General features: G+C 72.8%; 12 protein-coding genes. 3 read left to right on the top strand and 9 right to left on the bottom strand.

Translation table 11 applies throughout. The annotated features are described in order from the left end of the window. Positions 1 to 12: 12 nt before the first annotated feature. From AB0M30_RS23845 to AB0M30_RS23810, 8 genes are read right to left on the bottom strand one after another with little or no spacing between them, the layout of a single operon-like run. Complete coding sequence (locus AB0M30_RS23845) at positions 13 to 1,299, bottom strand: ABC transporter substrate-binding protein (RefSeq protein ID WP_364587580.1); 1,287 nt, start codon at positions 1,297 to 1,299, stop codon at positions 13 to 15. Continuing rightward, on the bottom strand, positions 1,299 to 2,414 hold the full coding sequence (locus AB0M30_RS23840) for a hypothetical protein (RefSeq protein WP_364587233.1): 1,116 nt from the start codon (positions 2,412 to 2,414) through the stop codon (positions 1,299 to 1,301). Before AB0M30_RS23840 ends, AB0M30_RS23845 begins: the two co-directional genes overlap by 1 nt. After that, positions 2,411 to 3,844: a VWA domain-containing protein gene (locus AB0M30_RS23835; RefSeq protein WP_364587230.1), complete on the bottom strand. Its 1,434-nt coding sequence runs from the start codon at positions 3,842 to 3,844 to the stop codon at positions 2,411 to 2,413. Before AB0M30_RS23835 ends, AB0M30_RS23840 begins: the two co-directional genes overlap by 4 nt. A 4-nt stretch (positions 3,845 to 3,848) precedes the next feature. Further along, the gene (locus AB0M30_RS23830; protein WP_364587227.1) at positions 3,849 to 6,062 is read right to left on the bottom strand and encodes a tetratricopeptide repeat protein; all 2,214 of its coding nucleotides are present in this window, start codon (positions 6,060 to 6,062) and stop codon (positions 3,849 to 3,851) included. Then, positions 6,059 to 7,603: a trypsin-like peptidase domain-containing protein gene (locus tag AB0M30_RS23825; RefSeq protein WP_364587224.1), complete on the bottom strand. Its 1,545-nt coding sequence runs from the start codon at positions 7,601 to 7,603 to the stop codon at positions 6,059 to 6,061. The genes AB0M30_RS23830 and AB0M30_RS23825 overlap by 4 nt, the downstream gene beginning before the upstream one ends. Positions 7,604 to 7,654: 51 nt before the next feature. After that, on the bottom strand, positions 7,655 to 8,728 hold the full coding sequence (locus AB0M30_RS23820; RefSeq protein ID WP_364587221.1) for an ABC transporter permease subunit: 1,074 nt from the start codon (positions 8,726 to 8,728) through the stop codon (positions 7,655 to 7,657). Next, positions 8,725 to 9,609: an ABC transporter ATP-binding protein gene (locus AB0M30_RS23815; protein ID WP_364587218.1), complete on the bottom strand. Its 885-nt coding sequence runs from the start codon at positions 9,607 to 9,609 to the stop codon at positions 8,725 to 8,727. The genes AB0M30_RS23820 and AB0M30_RS23815 overlap by 4 nt, the downstream gene beginning before the upstream one ends. 9 nt (positions 9,610 to 9,618) lie before the next feature. After that, complete coding sequence (locus AB0M30_RS23810) at positions 9,619 to 10,014, bottom strand: GntR family transcriptional regulator (protein WP_364587577.1); 396 nt, start codon at positions 10,012 to 10,014, stop codon at positions 9,619 to 9,621. Positions 10,015 to 10,124: 110 nt separating this feature from the next. On the opposite strand from AB0M30_RS23810, the gene AB0M30_RS23805 reads away from it, so the two are divergent. The 3 genes from AB0M30_RS23805 to AB0M30_RS23795 all read left to right on the top strand — a co-directional run bounded on the left by AB0M30_RS23805 (position 10,125) and on the right by AB0M30_RS23795 (position 13,589). Further along, complete coding sequence (locus AB0M30_RS23805; RefSeq protein WP_364587215.1) at positions 10,125 to 10,898, top strand: cyclase family protein; 774 nt, start codon at positions 10,125 to 10,127, stop codon at positions 10,896 to 10,898. After that, complete coding sequence (locus AB0M30_RS23800; RefSeq protein ID WP_364587212.1) at positions 10,895 to 12,514, top strand: thiamine pyrophosphate-binding protein; 1,620 nt, start codon at positions 10,895 to 10,897, stop codon at positions 12,512 to 12,514. Before AB0M30_RS23805 ends, AB0M30_RS23800 begins: the two co-directional genes overlap by 4 nt. A 91-nt stretch (positions 12,515 to 12,605) precedes the next feature. Next, the gene (locus AB0M30_RS23795) at positions 12,606 to 13,589 is read left to right on the top strand and encodes a hypothetical protein (protein WP_364587209.1); all 984 of its coding nucleotides are present in this window, start codon (positions 12,606 to 12,608) and stop codon (positions 13,587 to 13,589) included. A 203-nt stretch (positions 13,590 to 13,792) separates the two neighbouring features. Here the strand turns inward: AB0M30_RS23795 and AB0M30_RS23790 are convergent, their stop codons facing one another. After that, a complete protein-coding gene (locus AB0M30_RS23790; RefSeq protein WP_364587206.1) occupies positions 13,793 to 15,022 on the bottom strand; it encodes a DUF222 domain-containing protein in 1,230 nt (409 codons plus the stop codon). Between the last annotated feature and the right edge of the window lie 22 nt (positions 15,023 to 15,044).

Raw genomic sequence — 15,044 nt, 5'->3', positions numbered from 1 at the left:
TTTCGCACGGGTTCAGCACGGCAGGTCGAGCCATTGCTCCCGGCCGATGCCGCGGCGCACCTGTTCGAGCTCCCGGAGCAGGGTGTCCAGCCGGTCCGGGTGGGCCAGGTACTCCAGCACCGCCTGGTAGAACGCGCTGGTCATCGCCGAGGGCATCAGGTCCGACGCGTCGAAGCACAGGTCGGTGCCCTTGGCCAGGGTCGTCGCGATCCGCTGGGTCACGTCGCTGCGGTAGACGTCCCGGCCGGCGAGACCCTGGTGCACCGAGAACGTCGTCCCGCCGGACGGCCAGATCCGCTGCCCCTGCTCCCCGGCCAGGTAGACCATGAGGCGGCGCGCGGCCGGGGTGTCGTGGAACATCCCGGCGAGGTCGGCCGACACCTCCGACCGCGCGGGTTTCCCGGTGCCCGGGAACGGGAAGAACCGGAAGTCCCGGTCGGGCACGGGCGGCCCGGCCGGCCGCGGGACCGCCCGGTAGCCGCCGATCGCGAACGAGCCGAGGTGCTCCAGCAGGCAGTGGGGTGGATCGGCGAACAGGCCCCGGCCGGCGTCGGCGAACGAGGTGAGCAGGGCCGCCGTGCTGCCCCCGCGGACCGCGCCCGGCGCCAGGACCAGCGTGCCCCAGCTCAGCCACGCGTCGCGCACGACCTCGTCGGTCCAGGCCAGCTCGCCGGCCGCCCACTTGCCGTACTTGTCCGGAGCCTGGTGCAGCAGGATGTCCTCGAGCCAGTCGGTGCCCGGGAACCCGGAGTTCGGCGGCGCCCCCATGCCGAGGCACCACGGCTGCTGCCCGGCGGCGGACAGCCGCCGGGAGGTCGCCACGAGCGCGTCCCAGGTGGCCGGCGGGTCTTCCCGGAACCGGTCCGGGTCGTACCAGACGATGCTCTTCAGATCCGCCTTCACCACGACCGTGTACGTCGTGTTCCCGCCGAGCTGCTGCAGTTTCCGCCACGTCGAGCTGTACGCGGCGGTCGCGTCCGCGTCGAGGACGCCGTCCAGGGATTTCAGCTTCCCGGACTGCGCGTAGCCCGCCAGCTCGGCCGGGTTGGACAGCACCGCCACGTCGGGCGGGGTGCCCTGTTGCAGGTCCCCGCGCAGCACCTGGCTCTGCGCGCGGGTGCCCTGGTAGAGCGTGGGAATCCCGGTCTCCCGGGTGAACCCGTCGAGGACCCGCAGGAACGCCGTCTGCTCGTCGCCGGTCCACGACCCCAGCACGGTCACCGGCTCCGCACCGGTCCCGGCGGCACACCCGGAGATCAGGAGCACGAGGGCCAGCACCGAACCGGCGCAGCGCTTCATCACGGCTCTCTCCTCGCGCGGAACCGGTACTCGTCGAGCCGGGGTTGCAGGCCACCTACCGTCAGGACGCCGATTCCGGCGGCCAGCACCGGAATTCCGTAGCCGAGCGCCCCGGTCCAGCCCGGTTCGGTGAGTCCCGGGCCCAGCAGTGCCGATTCGTCGACGGCGCCCGGCGGCTCGTCCGGGACGGCGGCCGGGACGGGTGTCCCGGCGGCGAACGCGGTCACCGTGTCACCGCACGCGGCCACCCCCTCGATCCCGCACTGGGCGGTCAGTACCTGGGCGAGGGTCCACCGGGCATCGCCGGCGGCCGCCGAGGTGGCCGCGGACCGCGCGTCGACGGTGCGCTCCAGCGCGGTGCCGCCGTCCCGGGCGTCGGATTGGATGCCGAGCAGCAGCGCCGTTCCCGCGCCCAGCAGCACGCACGCCACCGTGGCGGCCAGCAGCGCGGTGTTCACCGTGCGCCGGAACCGCCGGGCGAGGAACCGCTGGGCCCAGACGAGCGTGGCGAGCAGCAGGACCAGCGGCACCGCCCACAGCGCCGTGATCGCGGGACCCAGCCAGTTCGCCCCGAGCTGCCGGTCGAGGGCGGCGCGCTGAGCGGCCTCGAGCGCGTCGAGCCGGGCGAGGATCCCGTTTTCCGGCGCGGTCAGCAGGTCCGACGCGGACTGCAGGTTGCTCGCGGCGAGCGGGCCGTCCGGGTCCTCCCGGAAGTGGGCGGCGGCGTGCCCGATGAAACCGTTGTACGACGGCAGCAGCCCTTCGATCAACAGCAGTGTCTGGCTGCCCGCCCCGCCCGCCGCGTTGTGCTCGGCGACCTGGGCGAGCTGCTGGCTCGTCCGGGCGATTTCGTCCTCATACTGCTCGCTGGGGCCGGTGAGGCGCGCTTGCCGGGCGTCGAACGCGATCACCGCCGCCCGGTGCGCGGCCACGATCGCCTCCTTGGCCAGTGACACCTCGAGCACCGCGGGCGCGGTTCGCTCCCGCACCTCGGCGATGCTGGCCCGCACGCCGAGGAAGGTCGCCAGCGCCGTCCCCAGCACGAGCACGCTGGCGGCCACGAGCCCGAGCCGCAGCCACCAGAGGGTCTGCCGGGTGGTGCTGGTCGCGGTCACGAAGGCGCTCCCGCCTCGAACGGCGGCTCGCCGCAGTGCCGGCACCACTTCGCCGCCGGCGGCACCTTTTGTCCACAGTGGACGCACTCGCGCAGGGCCACGTCGGCTTCGGGCGGGACGGCGACGGCGGCGGCGGGTTCCGCCGAGCCGGTGTAGGTGGAGATGGTCGAACCGAGCACCAGGGAGAAGCCGTCTCGCGGGCGGACGCCGTCCTTGATCGCGACCGTGCCGTCGTCGTGCACGTCGATCAGCCGGCCCAGGCGCTTGAGGATCTCCGCGTTGCCCAGCTCGGTCGCCCGCTGGACCGCGGTGCTCCATTCGCGCGCCGCCGTCACCCGGTCGTCGCGCTCGAAGGCCTCCCAGCCCGCCCGGACCGCGCGGCCCAGTTCGGCCTGCCCGGTGACGCGGGCGACGTTGTCGTCCGGCACGCTGGAGAGCGCCAGGTCGTCGGTGAGGTAGCCGACGACGGCCAGCTGGTCGCCGGCCGGCTCGTCGCCGGCGAAGAGCGTGACAGTGCCCAGCAACCGGTCTTCGTACCGCGTCAGCGCCCCCGCGTCGACGTCGAGGCAGAGGTGGTACTCGCGCAGCTCGTCGCCCCACGCCCCGGTGGGCAGCTCGATCGCGCGGCCCTCCTTTGCCTGGCACTGCCGGGTGAGTTCGACCTCGGTCGGAAAGACCTGCTTGACGAACCGCAGCCGGCTGTAGGGCAGCGTGGTCATCCGCAGCCGCAGGTCCGGCACGGTCCGGCCCATCGCCCGCTCGACCAGGCGCCGGAAATCCCCGGCGAGCTCCGCGTCCTCCAGGACGGCGTCCGCGCTGCCGCGCAGGGCGGACGCGATCCGTTGCAGGTCCCGCGGATCCCAGTCGTCGCCGATTCCCCGGGCGTCACAGGCGAACCGGCCCCGGCAGCGGTCGAGCGCGGCGTCCAGCGCCCCCCGGTGGTCGGACTCGTTCTTGCCGTCGGTGAGCAGGACCGCGTGCCGGATCACGGCCGGGGTCGTCCCGAACAGGTCCCGGGCCAGGTCCAGCCACGTGCTCATCGCCGTGCCGCCCCCGGCGATCAGCCCGGAGGCCGCGGCCTTCGCCTCGTGGCGGGTCCGCTCGCCGGCCACCGCCAGCGGCGGCTCGGCCGGGTACACGAGCCGGGCCCGGCTGGTGCATTCGACCACCCCGAACAGCACGCCGTCCCGCAGCGAGCCGATGGCCGCCCGGCAGGCGTGCCGGGCGGCTTCGATCTTCGTCGGCGGCCAGTCCATCGAGCTCGAGCAGTCCACCAGCAGCAGCTCGGCGGTCGGTGGCAGCCCGGCCGCCGGCACCCCGGCGTCGCCCACCCGCACGGTGAGCACGACGTCCATCCGGTCGTCGGAGGGCGCCAGGTACTTGTTCTGGCTCAGCTGAAGGGTGAACGACGGGCGGTCCCGGTCGGGCATCAGATCACCTTCTCGTCTTCGGCCGGACGGAGTTCGCGAGGTCGACCAGCACGCCGTGGGAGTTGCGGTCGGGCGCCCGCTCGGCGAGCCGGCGCAGGGACACCTCCACCAGCGAGCGCAGGCCGCGTTCGGTGACGTGCTCGCCGAGGAGCTCGCCGCCGTACCAGTCTTCGCGGCCGGTGATTGCGGCCAGGGCGGGCAGCTCGGCGAGCGCGGCCTCGCGGACCAGCGCCTCCAGCCGGTCCTGGGCCTCCCGGTCGAGGTAGAGCTCGGGCAGCCGGCGCGCCGCGTCGGCGAAGTCGTCGCGGCCGGGCGGCCCGGACGGCAGGCGCCCGGCCCGGATCCGCACGGCGGCGATCCGCGCGGCGTCGTAGTGGCGCGAGACCGGCGGTACCGCGTCGAGCAGGGCGACCGCGGCGTCGCGGCCGTGCGTCCGCAGGTGGCAGCGGGCCAGGCCGAAGGCGGCGCTGGCCTGGCCGTGGTCGCGGTGCCACACCGAGCGGTAGCAGCGTTCGGCCTGCTCGGTCTCCTTGCGCAGTTCGGCGCAGAACCCGAGCGCCAGCTTCGGGGCGATTTCGCCGGGCCAGCTGCGGTGCACCCGGTCGAACGCGGCCGTCGCCTGCTCGGCGTCGTCGCGGGCCAGCGCCAGCAGCCCGTGGTGCCACGCCGCCCGCCAGTCCCGCGCGGCCTCGTTCCCGAGCTGTTCTTCGGCGGCGGCCAGTGCCGCGGCCGCGGCACCGGAGTTCCCGAGCGCGACCTGGGCTCGCGTCCGGGCGAACGCGATCTCGACCGAGGGCTGCCCGAACATCGTCAGCTTGTCCAGCCAGCGCTGCGGCCCGGGCGCTCCCGCGGCGGCGATGAACTCGGCCGCCGGGTCGTCGGGAGCGACTCGCGGGATCGGCAGCCGGCCGGCGCCGCCGGCGGCACCCGGCAGGCCCAGGTCCAACCGGCCGGCGACGCGTTCGCCGCCGACCCAGTGGTCGAGGCCGGGCACCGCGCCGAGGCCGTCGTCGAGCAGTTCCGCGGTGTCCTCGAACAACGCCGACGGCACCGGCCGCGGCCGTTCGTCCCGCAGCGAAAGGATTTCCCGGCGCACCCCGTCGAGCTGCTCGGCCATTTCGGACGCGGTGGCGAACCGCCGTTCGAACGGCGCGACCGCGCGTTCGAGCACCCGGTGCAGCGAGTCCAGGCCGCCGGCGACGCGCGCCGGATCGGCGTCTTCGCTCGCGGCTTCGAGCAGCACCTGCAGCGTCCGGCCCACGGTGTGCAGGTCCGAGCGCACGGTCAGGCCGTACCGGGTGAGCTCGTGCGCCGGTGCCTGGAACCCTTCGGTGCCGATGCTCGGCCCGGCCGGGTCCGCGATCGAGCGGGCCGCGCCGAGGTCGATGACCTTGACCCGCTTGTCGCCGTGGATCACGTTCTCCGGCTTCATGTCGCAGTAGAGCAGGCCTTCGCCGTGCAGGTAGTCCAGCGCGCCGAGGATCGCCCGGCCGTAGACGACCACGTGCTCCACGCGCGGCGGCGGCCCGTGCTTCAGCAGGTCCCGCAGCGACCGCCCGCCGACGTACTCCATCACCAGGTAGGTGTCCGGTTCGCCGCCGCCGGGCGGCGCGTGCTCGACGAAGTCGCTGATGCGCACGATGTTCGGGTGGTCGAGCCGGACGAGCACATCGCGCTCGACCCGCGCCATCGCGCGCAGCACGGCGTTGCCGCTGTTGATCACGCCCTTGAGGGCGACGTGCTGGCCGGCGAGCGCGGTGTCGGCGGCCAGGTACACCCAGCCGAGCCCGCCGCGGGCGAAGCAGCCGAGGACGTCGTAGCGGTCGCCGACCCGCTCGCCGCGTTTCAGCTTGGGCAGGAAGGAGAAGTGTTCGCCGCAGTTTTCGCAGTACCCCTCGGCGATCGCGGGTTCCCCCGCGTAGGCGCGGCCGACGGGTTCCCCGCAGTGGCCGCAGAACCGGTACTGCTCGGGGTAGTCCGGGTCGGCGAGGACGAGCTTCTCGGGGTCCGGCACCTCGATCGCGGGCAGCGACTGGAAGTCCGCCTCGCCGCTCCAGAGTTCGACACTGCGGCCGAGTTCGACACTGCGCCGGGTGCTCTCGGGAGCCGGCCCGGGCGTGGCCGGCGGCTCGGCCGGCACCCGGAGGCGACCGCACACCTCGCAGAACCCGGTCGGCCCGACCGGTTGTCCGTGGCACCACACCGGTTCCGTCGTCACGCGCCCTCCAGCCGGCGGCGAACCGCCCGCACGTACCGCTCGACCAGTCCGGCCGCGGCCTCCGGTTCGGCCGGCCGCGCGGTCAGCGCCGCCATGGCCGGGCGGTACAAATCGGCCAGTTCCTCGTCTTCCATCAGGCCCGCATCGGTCGCCTTGGCGTTGTAGCCGCGCAGCCGCCCGCGCAGTTCGTCGTGCCGCGCGGCCAGTGCGTCGAGTTCGGCGTACCGCCGGACCAGCTCCCACCGGGCCGCTTCCGCGTCCCGTTCGGTCGCCGCGAGGGCCCGCCGCACGCGGCCGGGTTCGATTCGCTCGCCCGCCGAGCGCAGCGCGGCCAGCCGCAGGCGCAGGTCCGCGGAGCTGCCGGGCACCGCCACGTGCGAACCGATCCGGGCGGCCCGTTCCCGCGTGCGGTCCTCCTCGTGCTCCACCATGTCGACCAGCAGCGCCAGCCGATCCAGGCGCTGCGCGTTCCGTTCGTGCTCCCAGCGCCGCGCCAGGCGCACGGCGGGCGAGTCGGGCCCGCTGAACTGGAGCAGCACGGTGGCGCCCTGGTCCATCAGCGGCCGCACCACGTCGGTGAGCACTTCCTCCGGCGCATGGGCGTCTTCGACGCCGGTGACCGCCACCGCGACGTCTTCCGGGTTGGTCTGCAGCACGGTGACGACCTCTCCGGTGCTGATGCCGGCGCTGACGTGCTCGGCCACCTCGCCGGTGGTCTTGCCGGTCGCGTCCACGATCGCGGTGAGCCGCCCACCGGGCGCCCGGTCGGTCCCCGGTGGGCGGGACACCCGGCGTTCACGCCGCACCTGCGCCTGAAGACTTTCCCGGCCGGCGGAGCCGCGATCGCCGATGACGACGATCAGCGGGCCGGCCGACGGCCGCGGCGGCTCCCCCACCCACCGCGCGACTTCCGGCACGTGCCGGACGATCACCTCCACCGGGATCAGGTACGCGAGCCCCGCCCGTTCGTCGGTGTACTCGGTGACCACCATGCCGAGCACCGCACCGGTCGCCTTGTCGATCACGCCCGCGCCGCTGAACCCGCGCCGCACGCGCTCGCCGGGCAGCGGCGAGTTGAGCTGGATCCATTCCCCGGCGGCGCCGGCCAGGCCGGCCAGTTCGGCGTTGTTCACCCAGACGCCGTAGCGGTGCGGCGCCGGGAAGCCGTAGGTGTGGACCACCCGGTCGCGGACGGCACCCAGGCGCACCAGCGGGGCGCCGGGCACGTGCGGGAACGCTTCGGCGAGGTCCAGCAGCGCGATGTCGCCGCGGCCGTCCTCCGACGGCGGCACCCAGCAACCGGGCCGCACCGTGGCGAGCGTCTCGGGCATCCCGTCCAGGCCGACGAAGCGGACCAGCACGTGCGCCCCCGAAAGCGCTTCCTCCTCCGCGGCCTGCACCACGTGCGCGCAGGTGAGCACCGTGGATTCGCCCAGCAGCATCCCGGCGCCCAGTGCCCGGCCCGACGAGTTCACCAAGCACACTCGCCACGGTTCCGGATCCCCCGCGCGCCCCTCGGCAGAACCGTTGTGCTCCCTCACCGGGTGCGACCTTACGACCCCGCACCGGCCCTCCGGGACGGGTTCGCCCGCTTACCCCCGCAGATCACCCGATCGGCCGCTGACTCCGTGCCACCGTGGGGAAATCACGAACCCGCACCGGCGGCCGGTGGGCCCTGACCGAGGGTGCCGGGTCAGGCGACCGTCCGCAGCCGGCGGAGGGCGAAGAAGACCAGCGCCGCCGCCAGGAGCACGAAGATCCCGGTCTCGATGCCTTGGAAGAGCCAGAACCGGTCCCCCGGCTGGTACCGCAGCCAGTTGACCGCGCCAGGACCGGCCTGGGAGTCGCCGCAACCGCCGGGCGGGCACGGACCGAGCTGCGCGTTCGGCAGGACCAGCTCCCCGGCCGCGTTGCGGACACCGAGGTCCATCACCCAGTTCCCCCGACGCCGGGTTCGGCGTCTGCCCGCCGGTCGGGGCGAACGTGAGGCTCTGCGCCGGCAGGTACCGCGGCCGGGCGAGGACCTCGATCGCGACGCGGACCGCCGCGAACCCGACCAGGGCGATCCCCATGGCGGGCAGGACCTTCCGCCAGTACGTCCCGGCGAAGACGCCCAGCGCCAGCGCGAACAGCGTGTACGCGATCGGGACGATGCCCTGCACGTCGAACGAGAGGTAGTTCAGCCGGCCGGTGCTCGCGCTCACCAGTGGCTGGAACCACCACGACACGCCCAGCGCGTACCCGACGGACAGCGCGGTGGTCATCGCGCCGACCACGCCGAACTTGGCCAGCGCCCACTGAAGGCGGGTCACCCCCTGTGTCCACACCAGACGGTGGGTGCCCTGCTCGACCTCGCGGGCGACGAGCGGTGCGCCGAAAAACACGCCGACCAGTACCGGCAGGACCACGAACAGGACGGCGATGAAGACCATGCCGCCGTACTCCTGCTGCAACTGGTGGCCGAGGCTTTCGCAGCGGGAAACCGCCTCGGTCTGCGTGATCATCGACGCATTGCCGAGCGCGGCCCGGCAAGCGCCCAGGCCCAGGCTGTCGTACTTCGCGTGCATCGCCAGGCCGGTGGGCACCATGACCGCGGCGAGCGCGGCCAGGGCGGCGAGGGTGAACAGCGCCTGCTTGCGGTGCTGCCGCCAGATCAGCCAGATCACGCCGGCACCCCCCACGCGGACGCCGGGACGCGGGGCCCGGCTTCGGCGAGGTGAGCCAGCACCACGTCTTCCAGGGTCACTTCATGCTCCGTCCACAGTGGATCGATCGGGCCGTCGCCGCGGCGGACCAGCAGCGTCGACTGGCGTTCGGTGTGACTCGCGCGGACCACCTCCGCCACCCCGGCGATGGATTCGCTGCCGGCTCGCGGGCCGGTGAGCGTGCAGTACGTGGCGAGCAGCTCGTCGACCGGCGCCGCCAGCCGGACCTCCGACCGCTGCAGGACGATCAGGTGATCGCAGCTGCGTTCGAGATCGGCGAGCAGGTGCGAGGACAGCAGCACGGTCGTCTCGCTTTCGGCCACGGCACCCATCAGCGTCTGCATGAACTCGCGGCGCGCGAGCGGGTCGAGGCTCGCGATGGGTTCGTCCAGCAGGAGCAACCGTGGTCGCTTGGCCAGGGCCAGCGCCAGGGCGACCTGGGCGCGCTGGCCGCCGGACAGCTTCCCCACCGGCTTGTCCGGCGGGATGCCGAGCATGGCGAGCCGGTCACGCGCCAGCGCGGCGTCCCAGCGGCGGCGGTTGAGCTTGCCGCCCATGGTGACCAGCTCCGCCGCGGTGAAGTCGCGGTAGAGCGGGGTGTCCTGCGCGACGAACCCGATGTCCGGCAGCGCGGACCGCGGCTCACGACCGAAGACGCGCACCTCGCCCGCGTCGGGTTTCAGCAGGCCGACGGCCAGGTGCAGCAGCGTCGTCTTGCCCGCGCCGTTCGGGCCGACCAGCGCGGCGATGCGCCCGGCGGGCACCTCCAGCTCGCAGTCCCGCAACGCCCAGGTGCGCCCGTAGCGCTTGCCCAGCGCCCTGGCTTCCACCGCCAGTTCCATTCCGGACTCCTATGCCAGGTCGTGCGGCACCGGGGTGCCGCGGATCGTGGTTTCGATGAGGGCGGCGATGTCGTCGGGCGACATCCCCGCGGTTTCGGCGCGCTCCAGCCAGGCCACCAGCTCCTCGCGCAGCTGCGCCTGGTGGCCCAGCGAAGGCCCGGCCAGGCTGCCGGTCACGAACGTGCCCACCCCCGGGCGGCCTTCGGCCAGCCCCTCCAGCACCAGCTCGCGGTAGGCCTTGAGCACGGTGTTCGGGTTGATCGCCAGCGCCTCGGCCACGGCCCGCACCTTCGGCAGCTGGTCGCCGGGCCGCAGCAGGCCGACGCGCAGCGCCTGCTTCACCTGGACGACGAGCTGCATGTACGTGGCCACCCGGGAACGGCCGTCGAGGACGAACTCGATCACCCTGCCCACCCTCCTATTGTCTTACGACATTAAGACAACACCTGCCGGTGTCCGGCTGTCAAGACATAAGGTCTTGATCGACGGACGCACACCGGCACCGGGAGGCAGGCATGTCGTTGTTGGACGGGCTGAGCAAGGCGATCGCGGGCGGCGCGATCGAGATCGTCGACCTCACCGCTCCCCTGAGCTCCAGCACGCCGATCCTTCAGCTGCCCGAGCCGTTCGCCAACACGATCCCGTTCCGCCTGGAGGAGATCAGCCGGTACGACGAACGCGGCCCGCGGTGGTACTGGAACGACATCCACACCGGCGAGCACACCGGCACCCACCTCGACGTCCCGGTGCACTGGGTGTCCGGAAAGGACGGTCACGACGTCTCGCAGGTGCCGCTGAAGACGCTGGTGGCGCCCGCGGTCGTGCTGGACTTCTCGGCCCGGGCGGCCGAGGACCCGGACTTCCTGCTCTCGATCGACGACGTCCGGGCCTGGACGGCGGAGCACGGGCCGCTGCCCGACGGCGGCTGGCTGCTCTACCGCACCGGCTGGGACGCGCGCAGCGGCGATCAGGAGGACTTCCTCAACGCCGACGAGGCCGGCTCGCACACCCCCGGCGTCGCACCCGGGTGCGCGCGGTGGCTCGCCGAGGAAACGCCGATCACCGGGCTCGGCGTCGAAACGGTGGGCACCGACGCGGGACAGGCACCCGGCCTCGAGCCGATGTTCCCCTGCCACGAACTGCTGCTGGGCGCCGGGAAGCACGGCCTGACGCAGCTGCGGAACCTCGCGTCCCTGCCGCCGACCGGCGTGCTGCTGCTGGTCTCGCCGCTGCCGATCGTCGGCGGCTCGGGCAGCCCCGCCCGCGTGCTGGCCCTGGTGGAGCGGTGAACGTCGCCGAACTGGTCGGCCGGACGTTGGCCGGCCTCGGTGCCGGCACGGCGTTCGGCGTGGTGGGCAGCGGCAACTTCGAGGTCACCAACGCGTTGCGCGCGGGCGGCGTCCGGTTCGTCGCGGCCCGCCACGAGGGCGGCGCGGCGAGCATGGCCGACGCGTACGCCCGGATGAGCGGCCAGGTGCCGGTGCTGTCGCTGCACCAGGGCTGCGGCTTGACCAACGCCGTCACCGGGATCACCGAAGCGGCCAAGAGCAGGACGCCGATGCTGGTCCTCACGGCCGACTCCGCGGCCGCGTCGGTGCTGTCGAACTTCCGCATCGACCAGGACGGCCTGGCGGCGGCGGTCGGCGCGGTCCCCGAGCGCGTGCACTCGGCCGCGACGGCGGTGGCCGACACCGTGCGGGCGTTCCGGACGGCGCGCCAGCAGCGCCGGACGGTGGTGCTGAACCTTCCGCTCGACGTCCAGGCCCAGCCGGCGCCGTCCCCGCCCCCGCTGCCGGACATCCCGGGACCCGCGCTCGTGCGACCGGACACCGCCGCGGTGGCGGCCCTGTCGAACCTCCTGGCCGCCGCCGAGCGGCCGGTGTTCATCGCCGGCCGCGGCGCCCGCGGCAGCGGGGACGTGCTGCGCGAGCTCGCTTCCCGGTGCGGCGCGCTGCTGGCGACCTCCGCCGTCGCGCACGGCCTGTTCCACGACGACCCGTTCGCGCTGGGCATCTCGGGCGGTTTCGCGTCCCCGGCCGCGGCCGAGCTGATCGTGGGCGCCGACCTGGTCGTCGGCTGGGGCTGCGCGCTGAACATGTGGACGACCCGCCACGGCAAGCTGCTCAGCCCGCACGCGAAGCTCGTCCAGGTCGACGTCGAGCAGGCGGCGCTGGGCGCGCACCGGCCGATCGACCTGGGCGTCGTCGGCGACGTCACGGGCACCGCCCTCGACGTGCTCGCCGTGACACCTTCGCGCCAGGGTTACCGCACGGACGAGGTGGCGACCCGGATCGCGACGGGCCGCTGGAACGACGTCGAGCACGAGGACCTGTCCGGCGACGGCCGGATCGACCCGCGGACCCTCAGCAGGCTCCTGGACGAGCTGCTGCCGGCCGAGCGGATCGTCTCCATCGACTCGGGCAATTTCATGGGGTACCCGAGCGCGTACCTGTCGGTGCCCGACGAGCACGGGTTCTGCTTCACCCAGGCGTTCCAGAGCATCGGCCTGGGCCTGGGCACGGCCATCGGCGCGGCCCTGGCCCGCCCGGACCGCCTGCCGGTATTGGGCACGGGCGACGGCGGGTTCCACATGGCACTGTCCGAATTGGACACCGCGGTCCGCCTGGAGCTGCCCTTGGTGGTGATCGTCTACAACGACGCGGCGTACGGCGCGGAGATCCACCACTTCGGCGACGCGGACCTGACCACGGTCCGCTTCCCCGACTCCGACCTGGCGGCCATCGCCCGCGGCTTCGGCTGCACGGGCGTCACGGTGCGCTCGGCCGCGGATCTGCCGGCGGTGCGCGAGTGGCTGGCGGGACCGCGTCCGGCCCCGCTGGTGATCGACGCCAAGATCGCCGACGACGGCGGATCGTGGTGGCTGGCGGAGGCGTTCGGCCACTGACCCGGTCTTGACACGGCCCCGGGGCGCCCTGAATGCTGGCCCAGTTGTCTTATAGTCATAAGACAGTGGGGGAACTATCCGAGGAGCTCTCGTGCGACTCTTCTTGGCCATCCTGGCGGCCGCCGTCCTACTCGCCGCTCCGGCGGACGCGGGCCAGCAACGCCCCGATCCGGTGGCGGCGCTGCTGGCGGCGTTCGACAGCCACGCGATCGTGGCGAAGTCCAGCCCTGATGTGGGAACGTTCGTGTTCGACCTGATCCGCGACCCCGGATTTCCGGCGCGGGTGAACGACATAGCGGTGGAGTGCGGCAACGCGCGTCTCCAGCCGTTGCTGGACGCCTACATCGCCGGAGCCCAGGTCCCGGAGATCAGCGGCGTCTGGCGCGAGACAACGCAGCCGAGCTGCGGGTTCTCGACGTTCTACGAGCAGCTTTTCGCCCTGGTCCGGCAGGTCAACACGACGCTGCCCGCCGCGCGGAAGATCCGCGTGCTGGCCACCGATCCGCCGGTCGACTGGAGCCGCGTGCACACGCCGGCGGACCTGGATCCGTTCCTGGACCGGGACGCCTCCATCGTGTCGGTGGTGAAGACGCAGGTCCTGCAAAGGAACCGCAAGGCGCTGATGTTGTTCGGGCTGGGCCACTTGACCCACGACGGCGGCAGCGGCGCAGTGGCCCAGCTGGAACGCGAGTACCCCGGAGCGGCGTACGTGATCGCGGACCACCGGGGGTTCACGGCGGACAACGCCCGCCTCGAGCGCCGGCTGGGCACGTGGCCGGCGTTGGTGCCGGTGCAGGGATCGTGGCTGGGTGCGCTGGAAACGACGTACTTCCCGCTGAACCGTGAGTACCCGCCGGGAACACGCGGCTACCCGGGTGTGGACGCGTACCTCTACGAGGGCCCGGCGGATCTGTTGTTGCGCGAGCCGTTGTCGGCCCGAGCGGTCCTGGACGCGGGCTACCTGGCCGAGCTCCGCCGCCGAGCCGCGGCGATCGACGCACCACCGGACTCGATCGAGTGGCCGGAGGTGTTCTTCGAGCGGGAGCGAACATCCGGAGTCTTGCTGCGCGGCTGACTCGCCGCGGCCGGGCCCAGGTGTCTCCGGGTGGAACGGAAGCCCGGACGAGATCCACCAACCGAACACCTGCGGGCTCTGCTCCGCAAGCCCAGGCCCAAGCAGACTGCCTGACCAGAGCCTGGCGAACTTGGTCGGCAGGCTCTGGCCGGGGACGCCCGGGGGTGGGCCCGTAGCCGTGTGGCTGCGGGCCTTTCCCGTGTTCAGGCTGCGAATGGGAGTGGTTCGTGGATGTTGTTGCGTCTGGGTTTTCGGCGCCGGTCGATGAACCTTGGTGGGAGGAATTCGGGGAGGCCGTCGGGGGCGATGCGGACTTCCCAGCCGGAGCGGTGCAGGAGTCGGTGGTGGTGGGCGCACATCAGGACCAGGTTGGTGAGGTTGGTGGGGCCTCCGTCGGCCCAGTGGCGGATGTGGTGACCCTGGCAATGCCGTGGCGGCCGATGACAACCAGGGAAGGCGCAACCACGGTCACGCAGGTACAGGGCGCGGCGGAGGCCGGCGGAGATGAGGCGGCGGAGGCGGCCGAGGTTGAGGGGTTCGTTCTTGTCGCCGAGGACGGCGGGGATGAGCATGCTGTCGCAGGCGTGGATGCGGGCTTCGGCGGCGGTCATTTCGCCGGTGTCGCCGAGGGTGGCTGTCCCGACGCCGGTCTTGAGGTCGGCTAGCGACACCGCGACCATCACGTGCGCTCGTTCTCCGGCCTGCATGGGCAGATCCGGGGAGTTCAAAGCAAGGTCGACCGCGTCGGAGAAGGCATCGCCGTAACGCTGAGGCAGCGTTCGGTGGTCGGAGCCCTCGTCGCCGGTGCGGCGTTCGGCCAGCGCATCGAGCAGGGCGCTGGCGCGAGTGCCGGTCTCGTCATCGAACCTGCCGTTCAGCTCCCAGATCCCGGAGCGCTTGCGGCGCAGGAAGAGTTCCCGGGTCGGGGCGGCGGGTTCGGAGTCAGAGGGTTCGGTGCCGTCAGGAGCGAGGTGGGCGAGGATGCGGGCACCGAGGGCCGCAACCTGCTTATGCCCGGCATCGGCAGCAAAGGTCAGAAGGTCGACCTCCGCAGTCGCCTGATGCTCCGGCGGAACCTGCGTGAGAACCCCGGTGATCACATCGATCATCGGGTTGCTCAGCCGCCCCGCCAGTGCGGCAACACCGGTCGCGGGTGCGAGAGCGGGAATCGGGCTGCCGTCAAGGTTCCGGCCCGGGTTGAGGGCCCGAGCCCGTTTCACCAGCCGTTCGCCGGCCTGCTTCGGAACATCGCCGAGGTGCTCCAACAGCCGAGCGACAGAGCGGTAGCCGAATAGCTCCATCACTCCGCGTTGCTCGATTTCTACCAGCAGCGCACCGAGTTCGGCTTCGGCGGAGCGCATGCACGCGAGCAGCTCGCCGATGCGGTCGGCGATGGCCACCGCTTCGGAGGAGAGAGTCGCGTTGTCGGACATAGCTCAAGATTACCGAGCATCG

Source organism: Amycolatopsis sp. NPDC051716 (genome assembly GCF_040681595.1).
In the GTDB taxonomy this organism is placed as follows: domain Bacteria; phylum Actinomycetota; class Actinomycetes; order Mycobacteriales; family Pseudonocardiaceae; genus Amycolatopsis.
The sequence above is the reverse complement of the archived record's forward strand: the minus strand, read 5'-3'. Positions and strand labels throughout refer to the sequence as shown.

What these genes read in the sequence shown, in the direction of transcription:
- AB0M30_RS23845 (WP_364587580.1), bottom strand. Translation starts at nt 1,299, where the DNA reads ATGAAGCGCTGCGCCGGTTCGGTGCTGGCCCTCGTGCTCCTGATCTCC.
- AB0M30_RS23835 (WP_364587230.1), bottom strand. Translation starts at nt 3,844, where the DNA reads ATGCCCGACCGGGACCGCCCGTCGTTCACCCTTCAGCTGAGCCAGAAC.
- AB0M30_RS23815 (WP_364587218.1), bottom strand. Translation starts at nt 9,609, where the DNA reads ATGGAACTGGCGGTGGAAGCCAGGGCGCTGGGCAAGCGCTACGGGCGC.
- AB0M30_RS23805 (WP_364587215.1), top strand. Translation starts at nt 10,125, where the DNA reads ATGTCGTTGTTGGACGGGCTGAGCAAGGCGATCGCGGGCGGCGCGATC.
- AB0M30_RS23790 (WP_364587206.1), bottom strand. Translation starts at nt 15,022, where the DNA reads ATGTCCGACAACGCGACTCTCTCCTCCGAAGCGGTGGCCATCGCCGAC.